This is a genomic window from Erythrobacter sp. HKB08, assembly GCF_004114695.1.
Lineage (GTDB): Bacteria > Pseudomonadota > Alphaproteobacteria > Sphingomonadales > Sphingomonadaceae > Parerythrobacter_A.
Genome location: NZ_CP035310.1, coordinates 2,198,989 through 2,215,404, shown reverse-complemented (window position 1 = coordinate 2,215,404; position 16,416 = coordinate 2,198,989). Strand labels below are relative to the sequence as shown.

General features: G+C 64.1%; 15 protein-coding genes. 11 read left to right on the top strand and 4 right to left on the bottom strand.

The window, feature by feature from the left end; genetic code table 11:
* Positions 1–33 precede the first annotated feature (33 nt).
* Positions 34–531, bottom strand: coding sequence for an invasion associated locus B family protein (locus EO245_RS10670; RefSeq protein WP_128892911.1), 498 nt, complete (start codon positions 529–531; stop codon positions 34–36).
* 84 nt (positions 532–615) lie between these two features.
* Between EO245_RS10670 and EO245_RS10665 the strand changes: the two genes are divergently transcribed.
* A complete protein-coding gene (locus tag EO245_RS10665; protein WP_128892910.1) occupies positions 616–1,128 on the top strand; it encodes a DUF3617 domain-containing protein in 513 nt (170 codons plus the stop codon).
* Between the two features lie 9 nt (positions 1,129–1,137).
* Here EO245_RS10665 and greB read toward each other — a convergent pair whose 3' ends face one another.
* Together greB and EO245_RS10655 are read right to left on the bottom strand one after the other, a co-directional pair.
* On the bottom strand, positions 1,138–1,632 hold the full coding sequence (gene greB, locus EO245_RS10660; RefSeq protein ID WP_128892909.1) for a transcription elongation factor GreB: 495 nt from the start codon (positions 1,630–1,632) through the stop codon (positions 1,138–1,140).
* A 13-nt stretch (positions 1,633–1,645) separates the two neighbouring features.
* Positions 1,646–3,604 carry a lytic transglycosylase domain-containing protein gene (locus EO245_RS10655; protein WP_128892908.1) on the bottom strand — a complete coding sequence of 653 codons (1,959 nt, stop codon included), beginning with the start codon at positions 3,602–3,604 and terminating at the stop codon, positions 1,646–1,648.
* 94 nt (positions 3,605–3,698) lie between these two features.
* Here EO245_RS10655 and dapA point away from each other — a divergent pair, with 94 nt between their 5' ends.
* On the top strand, positions 3,699–4,580 hold the full coding sequence (gene dapA / locus EO245_RS10650) for a 4-hydroxy-tetrahydrodipicolinate synthase (RefSeq protein ID WP_128892907.1): 882 nt from the start codon (positions 3,699–3,701) through the stop codon (positions 4,578–4,580).
* On the opposite strand, the gene EO245_RS10645 is transcribed toward dapA, so the two are convergent.
* Positions 4,577–5,653 carry a succinylglutamate desuccinylase/aspartoacylase family protein gene (locus EO245_RS10645; RefSeq protein WP_128892906.1) on the bottom strand — a complete coding sequence of 359 codons (1,077 nt, stop codon included), beginning with the start codon at positions 5,651–5,653 and terminating at the stop codon, positions 4,577–4,579. The genes dapA and EO245_RS10645 overlap by 4 nt on opposite strands.
* 107 nt (positions 5,654–5,760) lie before the next feature.
* Between EO245_RS10645 and smpB the strand changes: the two genes are divergently transcribed.
* The 9 genes from smpB (at position 5,761) to EO245_RS10600 (ending at position 16,388) form a co-directional block, all read left to right on the top strand.
* Positions 5,761–6,243 carry an SsrA-binding protein SmpB gene (smpB, locus tag EO245_RS10640; protein WP_128892905.1) on the top strand — a complete coding sequence of 161 codons (483 nt, stop codon included), beginning with the start codon at positions 5,761–5,763 and terminating at the stop codon, positions 6,241–6,243.
* A gap of 129 nt (positions 6,244–6,372) precedes the next feature.
* The gene (locus EO245_RS10635; RefSeq protein ID WP_234026878.1) at positions 6,373–6,963 is read left to right on the top strand and encodes a DUF2062 domain-containing protein; all 591 of its coding nucleotides are present in this window, start codon (positions 6,373–6,375) and stop codon (positions 6,961–6,963) included.
* The gene (locus tag EO245_RS10630; protein WP_128892904.1) at positions 6,960–9,431 is read left to right on the top strand and encodes a response regulator; all 2,472 of its coding nucleotides are present in this window, start codon (positions 6,960–6,962) and stop codon (positions 9,429–9,431) included. The genes EO245_RS10635 and EO245_RS10630 overlap by 4 nt, the downstream gene beginning before the upstream one ends.
* 94 nt (positions 9,432–9,525) lie before the next feature.
* Positions 9,526–10,137, top strand: a complete 612-nt coding sequence (locus EO245_RS10625) for a phage tail protein (RefSeq protein ID WP_199798649.1) — start codon at positions 9,526–9,528, stop codon at positions 10,135–10,137.
* 154 nt (positions 10,138–10,291) lie between these two features.
* Positions 10,292–10,903, top strand: coding sequence for a phage tail protein (locus tag EO245_RS10620; protein WP_199798648.1), 612 nt, complete (start codon positions 10,292–10,294; stop codon positions 10,901–10,903).
* A 112-nt stretch (positions 10,904–11,015) separates the two neighbouring features.
* Positions 11,016–12,515 carry a DUF4139 domain-containing protein gene (locus tag EO245_RS10615; RefSeq protein WP_128892903.1) on the top strand — a complete coding sequence of 500 codons (1,500 nt, stop codon included), beginning with the start codon at positions 11,016–11,018 and terminating at the stop codon, positions 12,513–12,515.
* 9 nt (positions 12,516–12,524) lie between these two features.
* Positions 12,525–14,165, top strand: coding sequence for a DUF4139 domain-containing protein (locus EO245_RS10610; RefSeq protein ID WP_128892902.1), 1,641 nt, complete (start codon positions 12,525–12,527; stop codon positions 14,163–14,165).
* 139 nt (positions 14,166–14,304) lie between these two features.
* A complete protein-coding gene (gene recA, locus EO245_RS10605) occupies positions 14,305–15,366 on the top strand; it encodes a recombinase RecA (RefSeq protein ID WP_128892901.1) in 1,062 nt (353 codons plus the stop codon).
* Between the two features lie 191 nt (positions 15,367–15,557).
* The gene (locus EO245_RS10600) at positions 15,558–16,388 is read left to right on the top strand and encodes a class I SAM-dependent methyltransferase (RefSeq protein WP_128892900.1); all 831 of its coding nucleotides are present in this window, start codon (positions 15,558–15,560) and stop codon (positions 16,386–16,388) included.
* Positions 16,389–16,416 lie beyond the last annotated feature (28 nt).

Sequence of the window (16,416 nt, the reverse complement as noted above, 5' to 3'; positions counted from 1 at the left end):
CCATATAATGCAGCCCGCGGGGTTTTGCCAGCCTCAGCGCATCCGCGAGCAACCGACGGTTGCGGCATCCATTGCGGTCGCCGCACCGGCGAGGTCGTAGCTGTTGGTAAAGCTGCGCCCCCGCGTGTCGCGCGCGCTCACCGTCATGCGCTCGGCGGATCGCATGGCGGCGACTATGGCGGCATCCATCGCCTGGTCTTGCGCCCAGGCATTGCCGCCGTTTCCGGTCAGCTCGAAAGTGCGCGAGCCCAGCCGCAGGCGGATCGCCGCATTCGAGCCGGTCTTGCGCGAGAGGCGGAAGTGGACCTGGTTGCGAACCTGCCGCCGGGGCCATGTCCCGACGCTGACGAAGGGATCGAACTCCTTCGCGCGCCGATCGGGACGCGCCTTGGCGATGGCATAGCAGCGCGGCACGCCCGGATCGCGGAATGCGCCCCAATCCGAGAAAATGCCCAGGCTGTCGCGGGCCATCGACGGCGTCGCGATGGCGATCGCCAGCATGGCCAGGGCGAGGGCGGAAAGTCGCGTCATACCAGCGCCATAAATGCGGGGGTTACGCGCGGCAAGTATAGCGCCTAGACTACCCCTTCATTTTCCTATGGGGAGGTAGTCTCGATGAAACGTGTTCTTCTTGGTGCAGCAGTACTTGCTCTGGCATCCTGCGGTGACGGCGCGACCGACGTCGGCGAGGAACGGTCCGACGGCCAGATCCAGATGCAGGCCGGCAAGTGGAAGAACACGATGGTGATCGAGAAGTTCGACATGCCGGGCGCTCCGCCGGAAGCCGCGCAGTTCCTGCAGGCGATGGTCGGGCAGGAAACCAGCAACGAACAGTGCATGACCGAAGATGAAGTCGCCAAGGGCCTCGAAGAGCAGGCCAAGGGCTCGATGGACAACGAGGAATGCACGACCGAGGAATTCTCGGCGCAGGGCGGCAAGATCAAGGGCCGCATCCTGTGTAACGCCGAGAACGGCGGTACTGCCAAGATGACGATCGACGGCGACCACACGGGCACTTCGATGAACATGCAGATGACTGCCGAGATCGAGGATTCCTCGATGCCGGGCGGTCAGGCCACGATGGTCATGCGCGTCACCGGCGAACGCATCGGCGATTGCGACGCGTAGAGCGCTAACTCAGGCGTCGGCGCGGGTCGGGTAATCGATTGCGATCACTTCCCACTCGCGTTCGCCGCCGGGTAATCTGACGGTCCTGAGATCGCCGATGCCTGCGCCGCGCAATGCGCGCGCCAGCGGGCTCGACCAGCCGATCTTCCCGCTTCCAGCGTCCTGCTCGTCGTCTCCGACCATGGTGACGGTCTTGCGGGTATCGTCCTCGTCGGCAATCTCGACGGTCGCTCCGAAAAAGGCGCGCGATTTGTCCGGCTGGTCCGCCGGGTCGATCACGCGTGCGGCTTTCATCCGGCGCGCGAGGTGGTTCGCCTCGCGGTCGATCTCGCGCATGCGCTTGCGGCCATAGAGGTAGTCGCCGTTCTCGCTGCGGTCGCCATTGCCCGCGGCCCAGCTGACGATCTCGACGATCTCCGGACGTTCGGTGCCGAGCAGGTGGTCGTAGCGCGCCTTCATCGCGGCATAGCCGGCGGGCGTTATCGGGTTGGTCTTCTCGCGCATGACGCGCAGCTCTTTAGCGCAGGAAATCGCCCGCGACACGGGGACGGCCGTTTCGTGCACGCTCGGGATAGAGCTGCTCGTAGGTCGCCGCATTCTCGATCACGCGCTGGACGTAGTTCTTCGTCTCGTAGATCGGGATACGCTCGATCCAGGTGACCCAGTCGATCCCGCCGTTGCGCGGGTCGCCATTGCTACGCAGCCACTTGTTCACATTGCCCGGGCCGGCGTTGTAGGCCGCGATGGCGAGCGGATAGCTGCCGTCGTAATAGTCGAGCATGCGGGCGAAATAACCATTGCCGAGCTGCATATTGTAGCTCGGGCTGTCGATCAGGTCGGCCGACATATAGGCGCGTCCCTGCTTGCCCGCTTCTTCGCGCGCAGTACCTGGCATCAGCTGCATCAGGCCGCGCGCGCCGGCGTGGCTGATAGCGTTCTGGGCGAACTGGCTTTCCTGCCGCGCGATCGCATGGACCATGGTCCAGTAAGTGCCCGGCGGGTTGGGGAGCGTCGGGAAGCCTTGCGCGACGAACTGGTCGTGACCGTCCGCACCGGCAGCCTCGGCGACGTTTACTGCAAGATCGCGGCGCCCGATGTCGCGGGCAAGCTCGGTCACCAGCATATGTTCCGCCTCGGTATCGGCCTGCTGCGCGATCTCGCGGTAGAACTGGATGCCGAGACGCCATGAGGCGCCGCGCGAGACTTCGGCAACCGCTCGCGTGAGCGGTTCCTCGCGGAATGCGGCGCGCTGCTCTGCCGTGGGCTCCTGCGCGTTCTTGCCGTTCAGCTTCGGAACCGGGCGACCGAGCTTCTCGAGCGCGAGCTGGCCGTAGAAACGATCGGGATAGCCCGCCGCCATTTCGTAGTAGCGATTGGCCTCGGACATCTGGCCCGCACGCTGGGCTGCCAGACCGGCCCAGTAAAAACCCTTGGAGCGCGTCTGCGGGGTCTGCGCTGCGGCGCCATAGCGATAGAACAGGGGCGCTGCCGAACCGGCATCGCCGCTCGACCAGAGGGCTTTCGTCCCGCCAAGCCACATCAGCGACGTGTAATCGTCGCGCAGGCGGTAGGAGAGCTTGGAGATATCCTCGCCCGGCTCGAACAGATCGTCGACCGAAGCGGCGATGCGGGTCGCCTGGCTCGCACCGGCGCCGCGCGCGACGCGCAGCATCTCGCCGACGAAATCTTCGGCATCGAAGGGGAGGGAGGTGAACTTGGGCCGCGTCGTCAGCAGGTTGATCGCCTGCGGCAACTGGCGCGTCTCGCGGTAGTGCTTGGCAAGATTGTAGACGAAGCCCGGGTCGGACAGCGCCTGCGAGGAAACCCGCATGCTGCCGGCCTGCTCGAGCCTGCCGGCGAGGATATTGAGGCGCGCCTCGTAGAGTGGCTGGTTCTCGTCGGAGATGCGGGAGATTTGCCGCGTCGCGGCTTCCAAGTTCTCCTGCCACAGCAGCGCGTCCATTCGCGCACGGTGGTCGCTGCCGGTGAACTCGAGCCCGTAAAGCCCTTCGAGGTAGAGCTCGCTCGGGCCGCTCATCGTCCCGCCGCGCCAGGCGGAGCGGGCGATCTGCAGCGCTTCGGGACGCGAGAGGGCAGCGAGCGCGAGCGCATATCGTGCGCGGCCCGCATTGGTCACCGGCGGGTTCTTGTCGAAGAAGGCGACGACTTCGTTCGGCTCGATCGGTTCGTCCGACAACGCGTTTTCCGCGCGCCGCTGGAGCAGCTCTTCACGCGGGAAACCGGGGTAGGCGAGGATGAAATCGGCGTAGGCTTCGAAGCCGAGATTGTCGTACTGGGTGAGATGTTCCCACCGGTCGATCGCACGGGCCATGCCGCTCGGCGCGCGGGCGATCATCTCGGCCCGGGCACGGTCCCAACTGGCTGCATCCTGCGCTGCGAGAGGTGCCGAAGCGGCGAGTGCCGGGGCGGCGATTGCGGCAAGAACGAGCGGTGTCAGTCGGTCCATGCTGGACATAGTGCTAGGCGGCTCCTTATCAGGCGCTGAACGACGCGCCCGTTTGCGGGAATTTTCTCCCGTCTTTCATGGGCCTGACAAGAGGTAAGTGCAAATGTTCTCGGGCTCGATTCCCGCTCTGGTGACTCCTTTTCGCGACGGATCGTTTGACGAGGCCGCTTTTCGCCGTCTCGTCGACTGGCAAATCGAAAGCGGCAGCAAGGCCTTGGTGCCCTGCGGGACCACCGGCGAGGCTTCCACATTGTCGAATGCGGAGCACCACCGCGTGATCGAGGTCTGCATCGAACAGGCTGCCGGCCGCGTCCCGGTGATCGCCGGTTGCGGCAGTAACGACACGCGCAATGCGCTGCTCCACATGAACTTCTCGAAAAAGGCAGGCGCGGCAGCGGGCCTGTGCGTCGCGCCTTATTACAACCGTCCGAGCCAGGCCGGACTGATCGCGCATTTCAGCTTCCTCGCCGAAAACAGCGACCTGCCGATCGTTCTCTACAATGTGCCGAGCCGGACGGTGACCGATATCGAGGACGAAACCGTCGTCGAGCTGGTCAAGAAATATCCCGACCGGATCGTGGCCATCAAGGATGCGAGCGGCGACCTGTCGCGCGTCGCCGACCACCGGATGGGCCTCGATCACGAGTTCTGCCAGCTATCGGGCAATGACGAGCTCTGGCTGCCGCATTCGGCTGCGGGCGGGGCCGGGTGCATTTCGGTCACGGCCAATGTCGCACCTGCGCTGTGTGCCGAATTCCACGATGCGATCGCGGCGAACGACCTCGTGAAGGCCCGCGAGATCAACGACCGGCTGTTCCCGCTGCACTATGCGATGTTCTCCGACGCGAGCCCGGCACCGGTCAAATATGCGCTGACCCGGGTGCATGACTGGCTCGAATGCGACGTGCGCCTGCCGCTCGTCAACGCGAGCGCCGCGAGCCGCAAGGCGGTCGACGAAGCGCTCGAACACGCCGGCTTGATCTAAAGCACCTCGTCCTCGTCGAGGAGCGGTTCGGCCGGGCCTTCCGGCTCGCTCGCTAGGATCGCCTCGGTAATCGAATCGATATGCTCGCCCGCGCGCTCGGGGTGGGCGATGTGCGCGATGTGGAACAGAGCATCGCCCTGGTGGACCACCGGCAAGGTGGCGTGCCCGATGATGATGCCATCCGTGGTCGCGACGATCTCCTGCGGGTTCTCGCCGAACAGTCCGCCGACCGTGGCGAGCAGGTCGCCCTTGCGCACGGGATCGCCCGATTTGCGGACGCGGTGCGTCACACCCCCGCGCGGGCTGCGAACCCAGCTCGATTTGTTCGCCCGGGCGGGAATGCCGACATGGCCGAGCCCGTCGTCGGCCTCGATCATCCCGATGTGGGCAAGCACGCGCTGTACGCCCGCGACGCCGGTTTCGATCGACAGCCGGTCGAAGCGCAGCGCTTCCCCCGTCTCCATGAGGAGCATCTCGACACCGTTGTCATGTGCCAGCGATCGCATCGAGCCGGGGCGCAGCGGGCTTTCCATGATGACCGGCGCGCCGAATGCCATGGCCAGCTCGACCAGCCTCGCATTGCCCGCTGCAATGCGGATTTGCGGCAGGTTGTAGCGATGGACGGCGGCCGAGTGGATGTCGATGCCGAGGGTGGTGCGTTCGATCACCTCGCGAAAAAAGGCATTGGCGAACTGGCCCGCGAGCGAGCCGCTCGCGCTGCCGGGAAACGAACGGTTGAGGTCGCGCCGGTCGGGCAGGTAGCGGTTCTTGTTGAGAAAGCCGAAGATGTTGCTGACCGGAACCAGCAGGACCGTTCCACTGAGATTCTCGGGCAATATTTCCCTGGCGAGCCGCTGGATGATTGCGGTGCCGATAATCTCGTCGCCATGGATCGCGCCGCTGACGAAGATCGCCGGACCGGGCTTCGCACCATGCAGCACGCGGACCGCCAGCACCGAATCGTAACCGGTCGCCATCTGCGTTACCGGAATGGCGACATCCGCGCTCGTCCCCGGCGCAACCATGACCGAGCCGATTTCGAAACCGTTCGCGTGTCCAGATCCACCAGTCATGCCGTCGCCCCCTATCGATTTGCATTGGCCATCATCCGGCCGGCCTTGCAAGCGGATTATGCGCGGGGTTTCCATGTCGTCGGCGAGCCACTACATGCGCCGCCACCATGGCCCGACCAAAGCCCGAAACGTTCGACAAGCAGAAGACCGTCGCCGAGAACCGGCGCGCGCGGTTCGACTATGCCGTCGAGGACAAGCTCGAGGCAGGGATCGCGCTGCAGGGTACCGAGGTGAAGAGCCTGCGCGCGGGCGAGGCCTCGATCGCCGAGAGCTATGCCGAGGTTCGCGACGGGCAGGTGTGGCTGGTCAATGCCAACATACCGGAATTCAGCCACGGCAACCGCTTCAACCACGAGCCGCGCCGACCGCGCAAGCTGCTGCTGCACACGCGCGAAATCGACCGGTTGACCGGCGCTGTCGAGCGCAAGGGCATGACGCTCGTTCCCTTGAGCATTTATTTCAACAAGCAGGGCCGCGCGAAGGTCGAACTTGCACTCGCCAAGGGTCGCCAGGCGCAGGACAAGCGCGAATATATCAAGGATCGCGACTGGAAACGCGACAAGGCGCGGATCATGCGCGAACGCGGCTGATTTCTTCGCGATTCAGCGACTGGTCATCGCTGTCGGAATACCCATATCGACCGTGATGCCCATTCCGCCGAAAATCCCGTCGATCCGCTTGCGCTTTTGCGCTGCGAGGAGCAGGGCGCGCACGAGGCCATGACGAACTTCCGCTCCAAGACATTTCTTTCCGACTTGATCCGGAAATACATGCCCTCGCGCGACGAGATGGCGGGGAACAAATATCTCGCCCCGATCGCGGACCGGTTCCTGTCTCCCGAGCTTTGGCGCTTTACCCGAAGGTCCGTCCCGCGCGGTGTGGCTCTCGGGCTGTTCTGCGGCTTCATCATTCCGCTCGGGCAGATCTTCCTCGCAGCATTCCTAGCCCTGCCTGCGCGCGCGAACGTGCCACTTTCGGCTTTGGTCACCTTCATCACCAACCCGTTCACCTATCCCTTCTGGGTAGTTGTCGCGAACAGGGTCGGCGCATTCGTTCTAAAGGTCGATGCAAGCGTGGGCGGCGTTGCGAATGACGAGATGGCCAGCGGACGCTGGTCGTGGCTCATCGAATTGTTCGAGGCCGCCGGGGTCACCGTATTCGGCTTCGGCGTGCTGGCGATTGTATCCTCTGCGGTCGGCTACGTGGTTTCCGGCTGGGTCTGGCGCTGGATGGTTGCACGCAAGCGCAGGAAGCGCTTGAACAGGATGGAAGCGCGATTGGACGAGCGGTTGGGAACGAGTGAGGGATGAACCTGCCGACTGAGGCGCAAGGGGAGCGCCGATCTCTACTTCTTACGGTGCTGGGTGCAGCGCTGCTCGCCAGCCTCGCGGCCCTGTGGGCGCTGACCGGCGATGCCGTGCTGGTGGTCGCTTACCTCGCCGGGGTCGTTATCCTTGGCGCGGTTGCCTTCTTTGCGAGCCGCATTCGCGTCGCGAATACGAGCGACGAGCTTGCTCCGCCCGACTGGTCGGTGACCGTTGCCGCGATCGAGCAAGCCGGTGTCGGGGTCGCCATTACCGACCGGGCCAATCGCCTCGTTTGCGCAAACTCGACATTCGTCGACTGGTTCGGGCCGAAGGTCGCTCCGCCAAACCTGCCTCTAGGTCGCGACGCTCTCGAAATGCTGACCCGCGCCGCCCGCGAAGCGTGGCGCGACGGTTCCTCGCAGGTGAGCGAGGTCGATGCGGGCGAGGGCAAGTCTCCCTGGCAGATACAGGCCGGCCGGGCGGGCCGCGGCGAGGATTACCTCGTCTGGCGCATCCGCCGCGAGGAAGAGACCAACCCTGGCGAGGACACGGCGCAGATGCTGCGCGGTCCGATGGGGCGCTGGCTCTCGCAGGCCGGCATAGAGGCTGCGCTGGTCGGTCCGGACGGGGCGATCGTGACGGTGAGCGAAGGGTTCGCCGAACGTGCCGCTGCCGACCCGACTGCGACACTCGCCGGACAGGATTTCGTAGCGCAGCTACGCAGCGACGATCGCGACCGCATCTTCTTTGCGCGTGAAGGCAGGCGCGGCCCGCCGCAAATGCTGCTCCAGGTGCCCTTGGCCGAGGTCGTCGCAGGCGAACCGGCCCGCGCCGACGAGGCGAACTCGCTGATGCTGCTCGTCGAAACTGGCGTCGGCATGGGCGCCGGCACGGAAACCCCCGGCAGCGGGGCAACGGCACAGCTTGAAGCGCTGCTCGGCGCTTTGCCGCTCGGCCTTGCCATGACCGACCGCGACGGCCGCTTCCTGTTCGGCAACGAGGCATTCCTGCGTGCCGTCGGCCGCGAAGGGCAGGGCGTTCCGCAATACCCTTCCGACCTCGTCGTTCGCGAAGACAAGGCAGTGCTGGCCGATGCCGTGCGCCGCTACGGCAAGGGACCGGCGTCGAGCGGCGACATGGCCATCCGGCTGCGCGACAATCCGGACGATCCGGTCTCACTCGGCCTTGCGGGTGTTCGCGGGCTCGGAGAAGCAGCGGTGCTGCTCAGTCTTGCGGACTCGACCGAAGAGACCAAGCTCAAGCGTCAGGTCGCGCAGGCGACCAAGATGCAGGCAGTCGGCCAGCTGGCCGGCGGCGTGGCGCACGACTTCAACAACGTGCTCACTGCGATCATCGGTTACTGCGATCTCATGCTGCTGCGCCACACGCCGGGCGACAGCGACTACGACGACATCCAGCAGATCAGGGCGAACTCCAACCGCGCGGCGAGCCTCACGCGCCAGTTGCTCGCTTTCAGTCGCCAGCAAACATTGCAGCCCAAGGTCTTGCAACTGCCCGACGTAGTGAGCGAGGTCAGCCAGCTGCTGCGTCGTCTCCTCGGCGAGAATATCGAGCTAAAGGTCCGGCACGACCGCGACCTCGGCGCGGTTCGCGCGGACCCGCAACAGCTCGAGCAGGTCATCGTCAACCTCGCCGTCAATGCGCGCGATGCGATCCAGTCGCGCGGCGACGGTCGCGGCAAGCTCACGCTGGCGACGCGCCGCGTTACCGCGCGGGACATTCGCGCCATGGGATCGGACATCATTCCGGTCGCCGACTACACAGTGCTCGTGGCGCAGGACACGGGCGGCGGCATCCCGGCGGACAAGCTCGGCAAGATTTTCGAGCCCTTCTTCACCACGAAGGAGCAGGGCAAGGGCACCGGCCTCGGGCTTTCGACGGTGTATGGCATCGTGAAGCAGTCGGGCGGCTTCATCTTCGCCGACAACGCTCCTGGCATGACGGGCGAGCCGGAAGGTGCGCGCTTCACCATTTACCTGCCGGTGCACGCCGCAGACGACACAGCCGAGATCGCTCAAGACGAGCTCCCGGCGCCGCAGGAAGCAGCCAGCGACTGGTCGGGCAGCGGCCACATCCTCCTCGTCGAGGACGAGGACATGGTGCGTGCAGTCGCCGAGCGCGCGCTGGCGAGGTCCGGTCACAAGGTCGCGCTCGCTTCCGATGGCGAGGAAGGGCTCGCGGCGATCGCGCGCGGCGATGATTTCGACCTGATCGTGTCCGATGTCGTGATGCCGGGAATGGACGGCCCGACCATGGTCAAGGCGATCCGCAAGCAGCGCCCGGACCTGCCGGTGCTCTTCATGTCGGGATACGCGGAAGAGCAGCTGCGCAAGGAAATCGACGTCGCGAACATGCACTTCCTCGCCAAGCCGTTTTCCGTGCAACAGATCGGCGATTGCGTCAGTCAGATCCTGCGCAAAGGCGCGCGTACAGACGCATCCGAGAAATAATTCCCCTATCTACAACGAGCTGTGTTACACCCCGTTCAGGGTCCGTTCGAAAAACAACAACGAACTGAGAAACGGAAGAAAAAAGGGGAGTACCATGAAGTTGAAAGCCGCTCTTGCAGCAAGCGCTGCATTGGGAACCTGCATGATGGTCACGCCGGCCCATGCAGGCGTGGATCCGTTCATCGGCGAAGTGCAGACTTATGGCTTCAATTTCTGCCCGCGGGGATGGGCGTCGACCGATGGCCAGCTGCTTCCGATCAGCCAGTATACGGCCCTGTTTTCGCTCCTCGGCACGACCTATGGCGGCGACGGTCGTACGACCTTTGGCCTGCCCGACCTGCGCGGTCGCGCGCCGATCCACACCGGGCAGGGCCCGGGCCTGACGAATCGTATTCTCGGATCGCGTGGTGGTAGCGAAACCAACACTCTGACCACGTTGCAGATGCCGAGCCACAACCATACGGCGCTCATCAACATCAACAACACGGCACCGGCCGACAGCGGGAACCCGACGGGCAATGTGTTCGCCCGGTCGAGCAACCTTATCTATGAAGATACGAATGCTCCCTCGCTTGGCCAGACGATGAACGCAGCGACCGTGTCGGTCGGCAACACCGGTGGGGGTCAGGCAGTCAACAACATGCAGCCGTATCTCGTGGTGAACTACTGCATCGCCCTGACTGGCGTCTTCCCGTCGCGTAACTGATTTTCTGCACGAACGCCGAGGAGGGGTGACGGCACGCCGCCCCATTTTTCCAGGCTCACTCGCACAAGAGAATCCGCGTCTTCCTGCTAGTTGCCAACGCCCCGATGCGGGCCCGTAGGAAAACAGTGGGAAGCAAAGCGCAAAGGACCAGATTATGAAACTCAAAGCCGCATTGGCTGCGACAGCTGCAATCGGAACCTGCATGGGCGCGACGCCCGCCCAGGCCGACTCGAACCCGTTCATCGGCGAAATCGAACCCGTCGGTTTCACCTTCTGCCCGAGGGGCTGGGCCGCAGCTAACGGGCAACTGCTTGCCATTGCCCAGAACCAGGCGTTGTTCTCGCTCTACGGAACGATTTACGGCGGAGATGGCCGCACGACGTTTGCCTTGCCAGACCTTCGCGGGCGTGTTCCGATCCACCAGGGTAACGGACCGGGACTGACTCCACGGCAGATCGGCCAGCGTTCGGGCTCCGAGACGAATATGCTGAACATCACCCAACTGCCGAGCCATAACCATTCGGCGCTGATCAACATTAACAACACTGCACCGGCAGATAGCGGCAACCCGACCGGCAATGTGTTCGCCCGGTCGAGGAACATCGTCTATGAAGATACCAACGCCCCGTCGCTTGGCCAGACGATGAATGCTGCGACCGTATCCGTCGGCAACACCGGCGGAGGTCAGCCGGTGAACAACATGCAGCCGTACACGACCCTGAACTACTGTGTCGCGCTGGTGGGCGTTTTCCCGTCGCGGAACTGACGTTCGGCGGAAATTCAGATTGGGGGGCGCAGACAATGTTTGCGCCCCTTTTTCATGCCTGCTCTATAGGTATGATAGTCTTGGGCAAATCGGCAGGGAGGGCTGACCTGACATGACTTTCGCGCGAACTTCGACGATCCGCTTCGCATTGGTTTCGAGCCTTGCGACCCTTGGGCTTGCAGGAAGTGCGCTCGCGCAATCCGCCGACGATCCGGATGCGACTGCGCAGGGCGATGTATCGGTCACGATCTACCAGAACGGCCAGTCGCTGGTGCAGGACGTGCGGCAGCTCGACATCGCGCGCGGTCGCAGCCGCGTCGAATTCCCCGACGTATCCGCGCAGATCCGCCCCGAGACCCTCAGCTTCGCTGCTCCGGGTACGGCAATCGTCGAACAGAATTTCGACTTCGATCTCCTGACCCCGGCCAAGATGATGGAAAAGGCGATCGGCCAGACCATCACGCTCGTCCGGACCAACCCGGCCACCGGCACCGAAACGCGCGAGCGGGCCAAGGTTCTCTCGGTCGCAGGCGGCGTCGTGGTCCAGATCGGCGACCGCATCGAGGTGCTGCGCGACGATGGCCTGCCGGTACGCGTCGTGTTCGACCGGGTCCCGCCCAATCTGCGCGCGCGCCCGACCCTGTCGGTCAATGTCGAAAGCAACCGCGCCGGTGTTCGTCCCACCTCGATCCGCTATCTGACGCGCGGGCTTGGCTGGAACGCCGACTATGTCGCCCTGTACGACGAGGCCGCGGCGACGATCGACATGCAGGGCTGGGTCACGCTCAGCAACAATACCGGCACGACCTTCCATCAGGCCGACACCATGCTCGTCGCCGGCAATCCCAATGCCGGACGGCCGATGGCGAACCGGAACATGGTGCGCGCCGGGACCGAGAGCGCCAATCGCGAACAGGTCGGCGAATTCTATCTTTACCCGCTAGCCGAGCGCACCACGATCGCCAACCGCCAGACCAAGCAGGTGAGTTTCCTCGACGTGCAAGGCGTCGCGGCGCGCAAGATCTACAGCCGCACGATCGACTGGATGCGCAATGACGACCGCCCGTTCCCGGTCTCGAGCGAAATCGCGTTCTCCTCGTCGAGCGATGGCGGGCTGGGCGATGCGCTGCCTGCCGGCGCGGTGCGTTTCTACCAGCGTGACAGCGAAGGCACCCCGCAGTTCATCGGCGAGAACACCATCGGGCACACGCCGATGGGCAGCGAGCTGTCGCTGCGCACCGGCGATGCCTTCGACATCTTCGTGAAGGCCGAGGTGGAAAAGCGCGAACGGCTGACTGCCGACGAGTGGGAGCGGACCGCGCGTTTCATCGTGATCGAGGACGACGCGGAAGTCCGCCGCGTCGATGTCGAGCGTCCCGTCACCTACTGGCAGACGACGATGCGCTACACGATCACCAATGCGAAGTCCGTACCCGTGGAAGTGGACCTGACGCAGGCGGGGCTCGACCGCGGCTGGTGGAGCCGGGACTTCCGTATCGTCAGCGAGGACGAGCCGGGGCTTCAGCTCAATTCCGACCGGCGCAAATGGGTCGTGCCCATTCCTGCCAATTCGGACCGCGAGTTCCGCGTCACCTTCGCCACGCGCTACTAGGGTCGGCCAATGCGCCTCGTAGCTGCCCTCCTGGCCACAGCGATGCTCGTGCCTTTCGAGGCGCAGGCTCGCGACCCGGTCATGGCTTCGCAGCCGACCGACGTTTCGGTGACCGTCTACCGCGACCCCGATCGCGGCGTCGACGACAGCATGGATCGCGACTGGCCGCAGGGCTTCGCGATGATCAGCGAAACGCGCACCGTCACGCTCCCGCCGGGTGAATCGACGATCCTGTTCGACGGCGTGTCGGAAGGCATGGTGGCGGTCAGCGCCATCGTCACCGGCCTGCCGGGCGGCACCATAGAGAAGAACCGCAACGCCGACCTCCTGTCTCCTGCTTCCCTCGTCAACGGCCTGCTCGGCAACCGCGTGCGGATAACGCGGACCAACCCGGCCTCGGGAGAAGCGAAGACCGAAGAGGCGATCCTGCGAACGCGCGCGGACGGCGGCATCGTTCTCCAGACCTCCGCCGGCTACGAAGCGGTACGCTGCTCCGGCCTGCCGGAGAAGCTCACTTTCGACCGCGTGCCCACCGGCCTGTCCGCCAATCCCGTGTTCTCGATCGACACGCGAGACAGGACAGGAGGGACCTACACGGTCACACTAACGTACCTGTCGTGGGGCTTCGACTGGGAAGCGCATTATGTCGCGCGGCTCGGCGAGGGCGGGGCGAAGGGCAAGGTGTTCTTCGACCTGATGAGCTGGCTGACGATCCTCAACGACAATTACCAGGGCTTCGAGAACGCTCAGCTTCTCGCGGTGGCAGGAACGCTCAATATCGAAAGCGATTTCGAGTCGCTTGCCGAAGCGCCGGAGGGAAATCCGGTGCGCCTTTCATGCTACCCGATCGGGAGCACCGCCACCGGTATTCCGGAACGCGACCTGCTTCCCCCCGCTGCGCCTCCTCCCCCTCCGCCTCCGCCGATGGCAATGGCGATGGAAGACCGGATTGTGGTCACCGGATCGCGCATGGCGAATGCGCTGGAATCAGCAGCGCCCGTCATGGTCATCGCATCCGAAGAGCAGCTGGGCGACCTGAAACTCTACCGCATTCCCGAACGGGTCGATGTCCGCGCGCAGGGCCTCAAGCAGGTCGCCTTCCTCGACAAGGAGCGCGTCGAGGGCAAGTTCGTCTACAGTGCATCGTGCAATCCCTATGAATGGTCCGAAGGCGACTGGTCCGACCGGCTGCAGGGAACCACGCTGAACCTCGAGACAGTGAACGAAGAGGAGAAGGGGCTGGGGGTCGCGTTGCCCTCCGGCGGCGTCACGGTTTTCGAGCCGAGTTCAGCCGGACCGCTCCTCATCGCCGAGCGCCGGATCTACGATTACGCGGTGACGCAGGACGTCGAGATCGAGATTTCCGAGAGCAGCATGGTGCGCGGCCTGTGCCAGCTGGAAGACGAAACCGCCGCCGACCGGCTCGAAGCTGGCAAGTGGGCGCAAATGCGTGCCGTTCTCCGCAATGCGAATTCCCGCATGGCGCGGGTTCGCCTCTCGCTTGGTACCCCGAGCGACTGGGACATTCGCGCGCGCGGCAATCCGGACGAGCTGCACAAGGGTTTCAGGGTCGCCTATATCGATGTTCCGCCCGGACAGACCCGTGAATTCCGGTGGAAGATCCGGCGGCTCGACCGCGAAGAGGATTGAAAACGCGCGTATTTCTGCCGTTTTCCCGGCCTTCCGGAAAAAATTATGTTCCCCCCTTGTTCTATGAGAACAAAGTGGGTACAAACCCAACAGTTGAAGAGCGGGGCATGGCCCCTAGGAAACTGTTGGAGGGCATGTCATGGCGGCTGGTCTGAAACTCGTAGAAGGTAAGGAATCGAACGTGGACCGTCAGAAGGCGCTCGATGCGGCGCTCGCTCAGATCGACCGGGCATTCGGCAAGGGCTCGGCAATGAAACTTGGCCAGAAGGAAGCGATGCAGGTCGAGACGATCTCGACCGGTTCGCTCGGCCTCGACATCGCTCTCGGCGTAGGCGGCCTGCCGAAGGGCCGGGTCATCGAAATCTACGGTCCGGAAAGCTCGGGCAAGACGACGCTGACCCTCCACGCGATCGCGGAAGCGCAGAAGGCCGGCGGCACCGCTGCCTTCATCGACGCGGAGCATGCGCTCGACCCGGTCTATGCCAAGAAGCTCGGCGTCGACATCGACGAGCTGATCGTCTCGCAGCCCGATACCGGTGAACAGGCGCTGGAAATCGCCGACACGCTGGTCCGCTCGAATGCGATCGACATCCTGGTCATCGACTCCGTCGCCGCACTCGTGCCGCGTGCGGAAATCGAAGGCGAGATGGGTGACAGCCACGTCGGCCTGCAGGCCCGCCTCATGTCGCAGTCGCTGCGCAAGCTGACCGGCTCGATCAACCGCTCGAAGTGCATGGTGATCTTCATCAACCAGCTGCGCATGAAGATCGGCGTGATGTACGGCAACCCGGAGACGACGACCGGCGGTAATGCGCTCAAGTTCTACAGCTCGGTTCGCCTCGACATCCGCCGCACGGGCCAGATCAAGGACCGCGACGAAATCATCGGCAACTCGACCCGCGTCAAGGTCGTGAAGAACAAGGTCGCTCCTCCGTTCAAGCAGGTCGAATTCGACATCATGTATGGCGAGGGCATTTCCAAGATCGGTGAAATCCTCGACCTCGGCGTGAAGGCCGGGATCGTCGAGAAGTCCGGTTCGTGGTTCTCCTATGACAGCGTTCGGATCGGCCAAGGCCGCGAGAACGCCAAGCAGTTCCTGAAGGACAATCCAGAGATGCGCGACAAGTTGGAAGCTGCGATCCGCGGCCGCACCGACGAAGTCGCCGAAGAGATGATGACCGGTCCGGACGCGGACGACTGATCCTCGATCTCTTCAAGCGGGCCATCCGTCCAGTCGGCCCGGAAAACCGGGAAACCGGCGCGAGCATCCTCCCCAACGGATCCGCGCCGGTTTTTCGTTGAAAGACCACGTCTTGCCGTGGTTATGCGGAGTAGCCTGCGTTATCGATTGGTTCGCATTGCGAGTGCCTTCATCGAAAGGACAGCGGACGAATGACAACCAAACTTGACTGGGAAGGCCGGGTAGGCCGCAGTTGGGCAAGCCAGTGGGAAAAGACCGATCGCAGTTTCGGCGGCCTGACCGATGCGCTCCTGTCCAAGACCAGGGGCACCACCGCACCACGCGTCCTCGATATCGGCTGCGGCGCCGGCGAGCTGAGCCTCGCATTCGCCCGCGGCAATTCGGCGGCTGAAATCGTCGGACTGGATGTGAGCGAGGAGCTGATCGAAGTTGCACGCTCGCGCGCCCTGCGCCTCTCGAACATCGACTTCGTCCATGGCGACGCCTCGCAATGGTCGCGCGAATTCTTCGCGCCGGACCTGCTCATGTCGCGCCATGGCGTGATGTTCTTCGAAGATCCTGTCGCCGCCTTCTCGCATCTCCGCTCGATCTCCTCGCGCGATGCGCGGCTCGTCTTTTCCTGTTTCCGCAGCTTCCAGGAAAACAGCTGGGCGGAGCGGGTTGCCGGTTTCCTGCCGCCCGATTCCTTCGTCGAACCCGACCGCTTCTCGCCCGGCCCATTCGCTTTCTCCGACCAGTCCCATGTTCACGGCATCCTGTCCGATGCAGGCTGGAGCGAGATCAATTTCGAAGCGATCGACTACGCCTTCGTTGCGGGTGTAGGCGAAGATGCGGTGCAGGAAGCGCTCGATTACTTCCAGGTGATCGGGCCGGCAGCCCGCCCGGCGCTCGGGCTTTCACCAGACGAGAAAGCGAAATTCCTCGGAAAGCTCGCCCGCTACCTGCAAGCCCATGAGGACGGCGGCATCGTCGCTCTCAAGGCTGCGGCTTGGATAGTGACAGCGCGCAACAGGCCGCGCTAATTCACGCCTCCGATCGCATGCATCGCAC

What these genes read in the sequence shown, in the direction of transcription:
- EO245_RS10670 (WP_128892911.1), bottom strand. Translation starts at nt 531, where the DNA reads ATGACGCGACTTTCCGCCCTCGCCCTGGCCATGCTGGCGATCGCCATC.
- EO245_RS10665 (WP_128892910.1), top strand. Translation starts at nt 616, where the DNA reads ATGAAACGTGTTCTTCTTGGTGCAGCAGTACTTGCTCTGGCATCCTGC.
- greB (WP_128892909.1), bottom strand. Translation starts at nt 1,632, where the DNA reads ATGCGCGAGAAGACCAACCCGATAACGCCCGCCGGCTATGCCGCGATG.
- EO245_RS10655 (WP_128892908.1), bottom strand. Translation starts at nt 3,604, where the DNA reads ATGTCCAGCATGGACCGACTGACACCGCTCGTTCTTGCCGCAATCGCC.
- dapA (WP_128892907.1), top strand. Translation starts at nt 3,699, where the DNA reads ATGTTCTCGGGCTCGATTCCCGCTCTGGTGACTCCTTTTCGCGACGGA.
- EO245_RS10645 (WP_128892906.1), bottom strand. Translation starts at nt 5,653, where the DNA reads ATGACTGGTGGATCTGGACACGCGAACGGTTTCGAAATCGGCTCGGTC.
- smpB (WP_128892905.1), top strand. Translation starts at nt 5,761, where the DNA reads ATGGCCCGACCAAAGCCCGAAACGTTCGACAAGCAGAAGACCGTCGCC.
- EO245_RS10635 (WP_234026878.1), top strand. Translation starts at nt 6,373, where the DNA reads ATGACGAACTTCCGCTCCAAGACATTTCTTTCCGACTTGATCCGGAAA.
- EO245_RS10630 (WP_128892904.1), top strand. Translation starts at nt 6,960, where the DNA reads ATGAACCTGCCGACTGAGGCGCAAGGGGAGCGCCGATCTCTACTTCTT.
- EO245_RS10625 (WP_199798649.1), top strand. Translation starts at nt 9,526, where the DNA reads ATGAAGTTGAAAGCCGCTCTTGCAGCAAGCGCTGCATTGGGAACCTGC.
- EO245_RS10620 (WP_199798648.1), top strand. Translation starts at nt 10,292, where the DNA reads ATGAAACTCAAAGCCGCATTGGCTGCGACAGCTGCAATCGGAACCTGC.
- EO245_RS10615 (WP_128892903.1), top strand. Translation starts at nt 11,016, where the DNA reads ATGACTTTCGCGCGAACTTCGACGATCCGCTTCGCATTGGTTTCGAGC.
- EO245_RS10610 (WP_128892902.1), top strand. Translation starts at nt 12,525, where the DNA reads ATGCGCCTCGTAGCTGCCCTCCTGGCCACAGCGATGCTCGTGCCTTTC.
- recA (WP_128892901.1), top strand. Translation starts at nt 14,305, where the DNA reads ATGGCGGCTGGTCTGAAACTCGTAGAAGGTAAGGAATCGAACGTGGAC.
- EO245_RS10600 (WP_128892900.1), top strand. Translation starts at nt 15,558, where the DNA reads ATGACAACCAAACTTGACTGGGAAGGCCGGGTAGGCCGCAGTTGGGCA.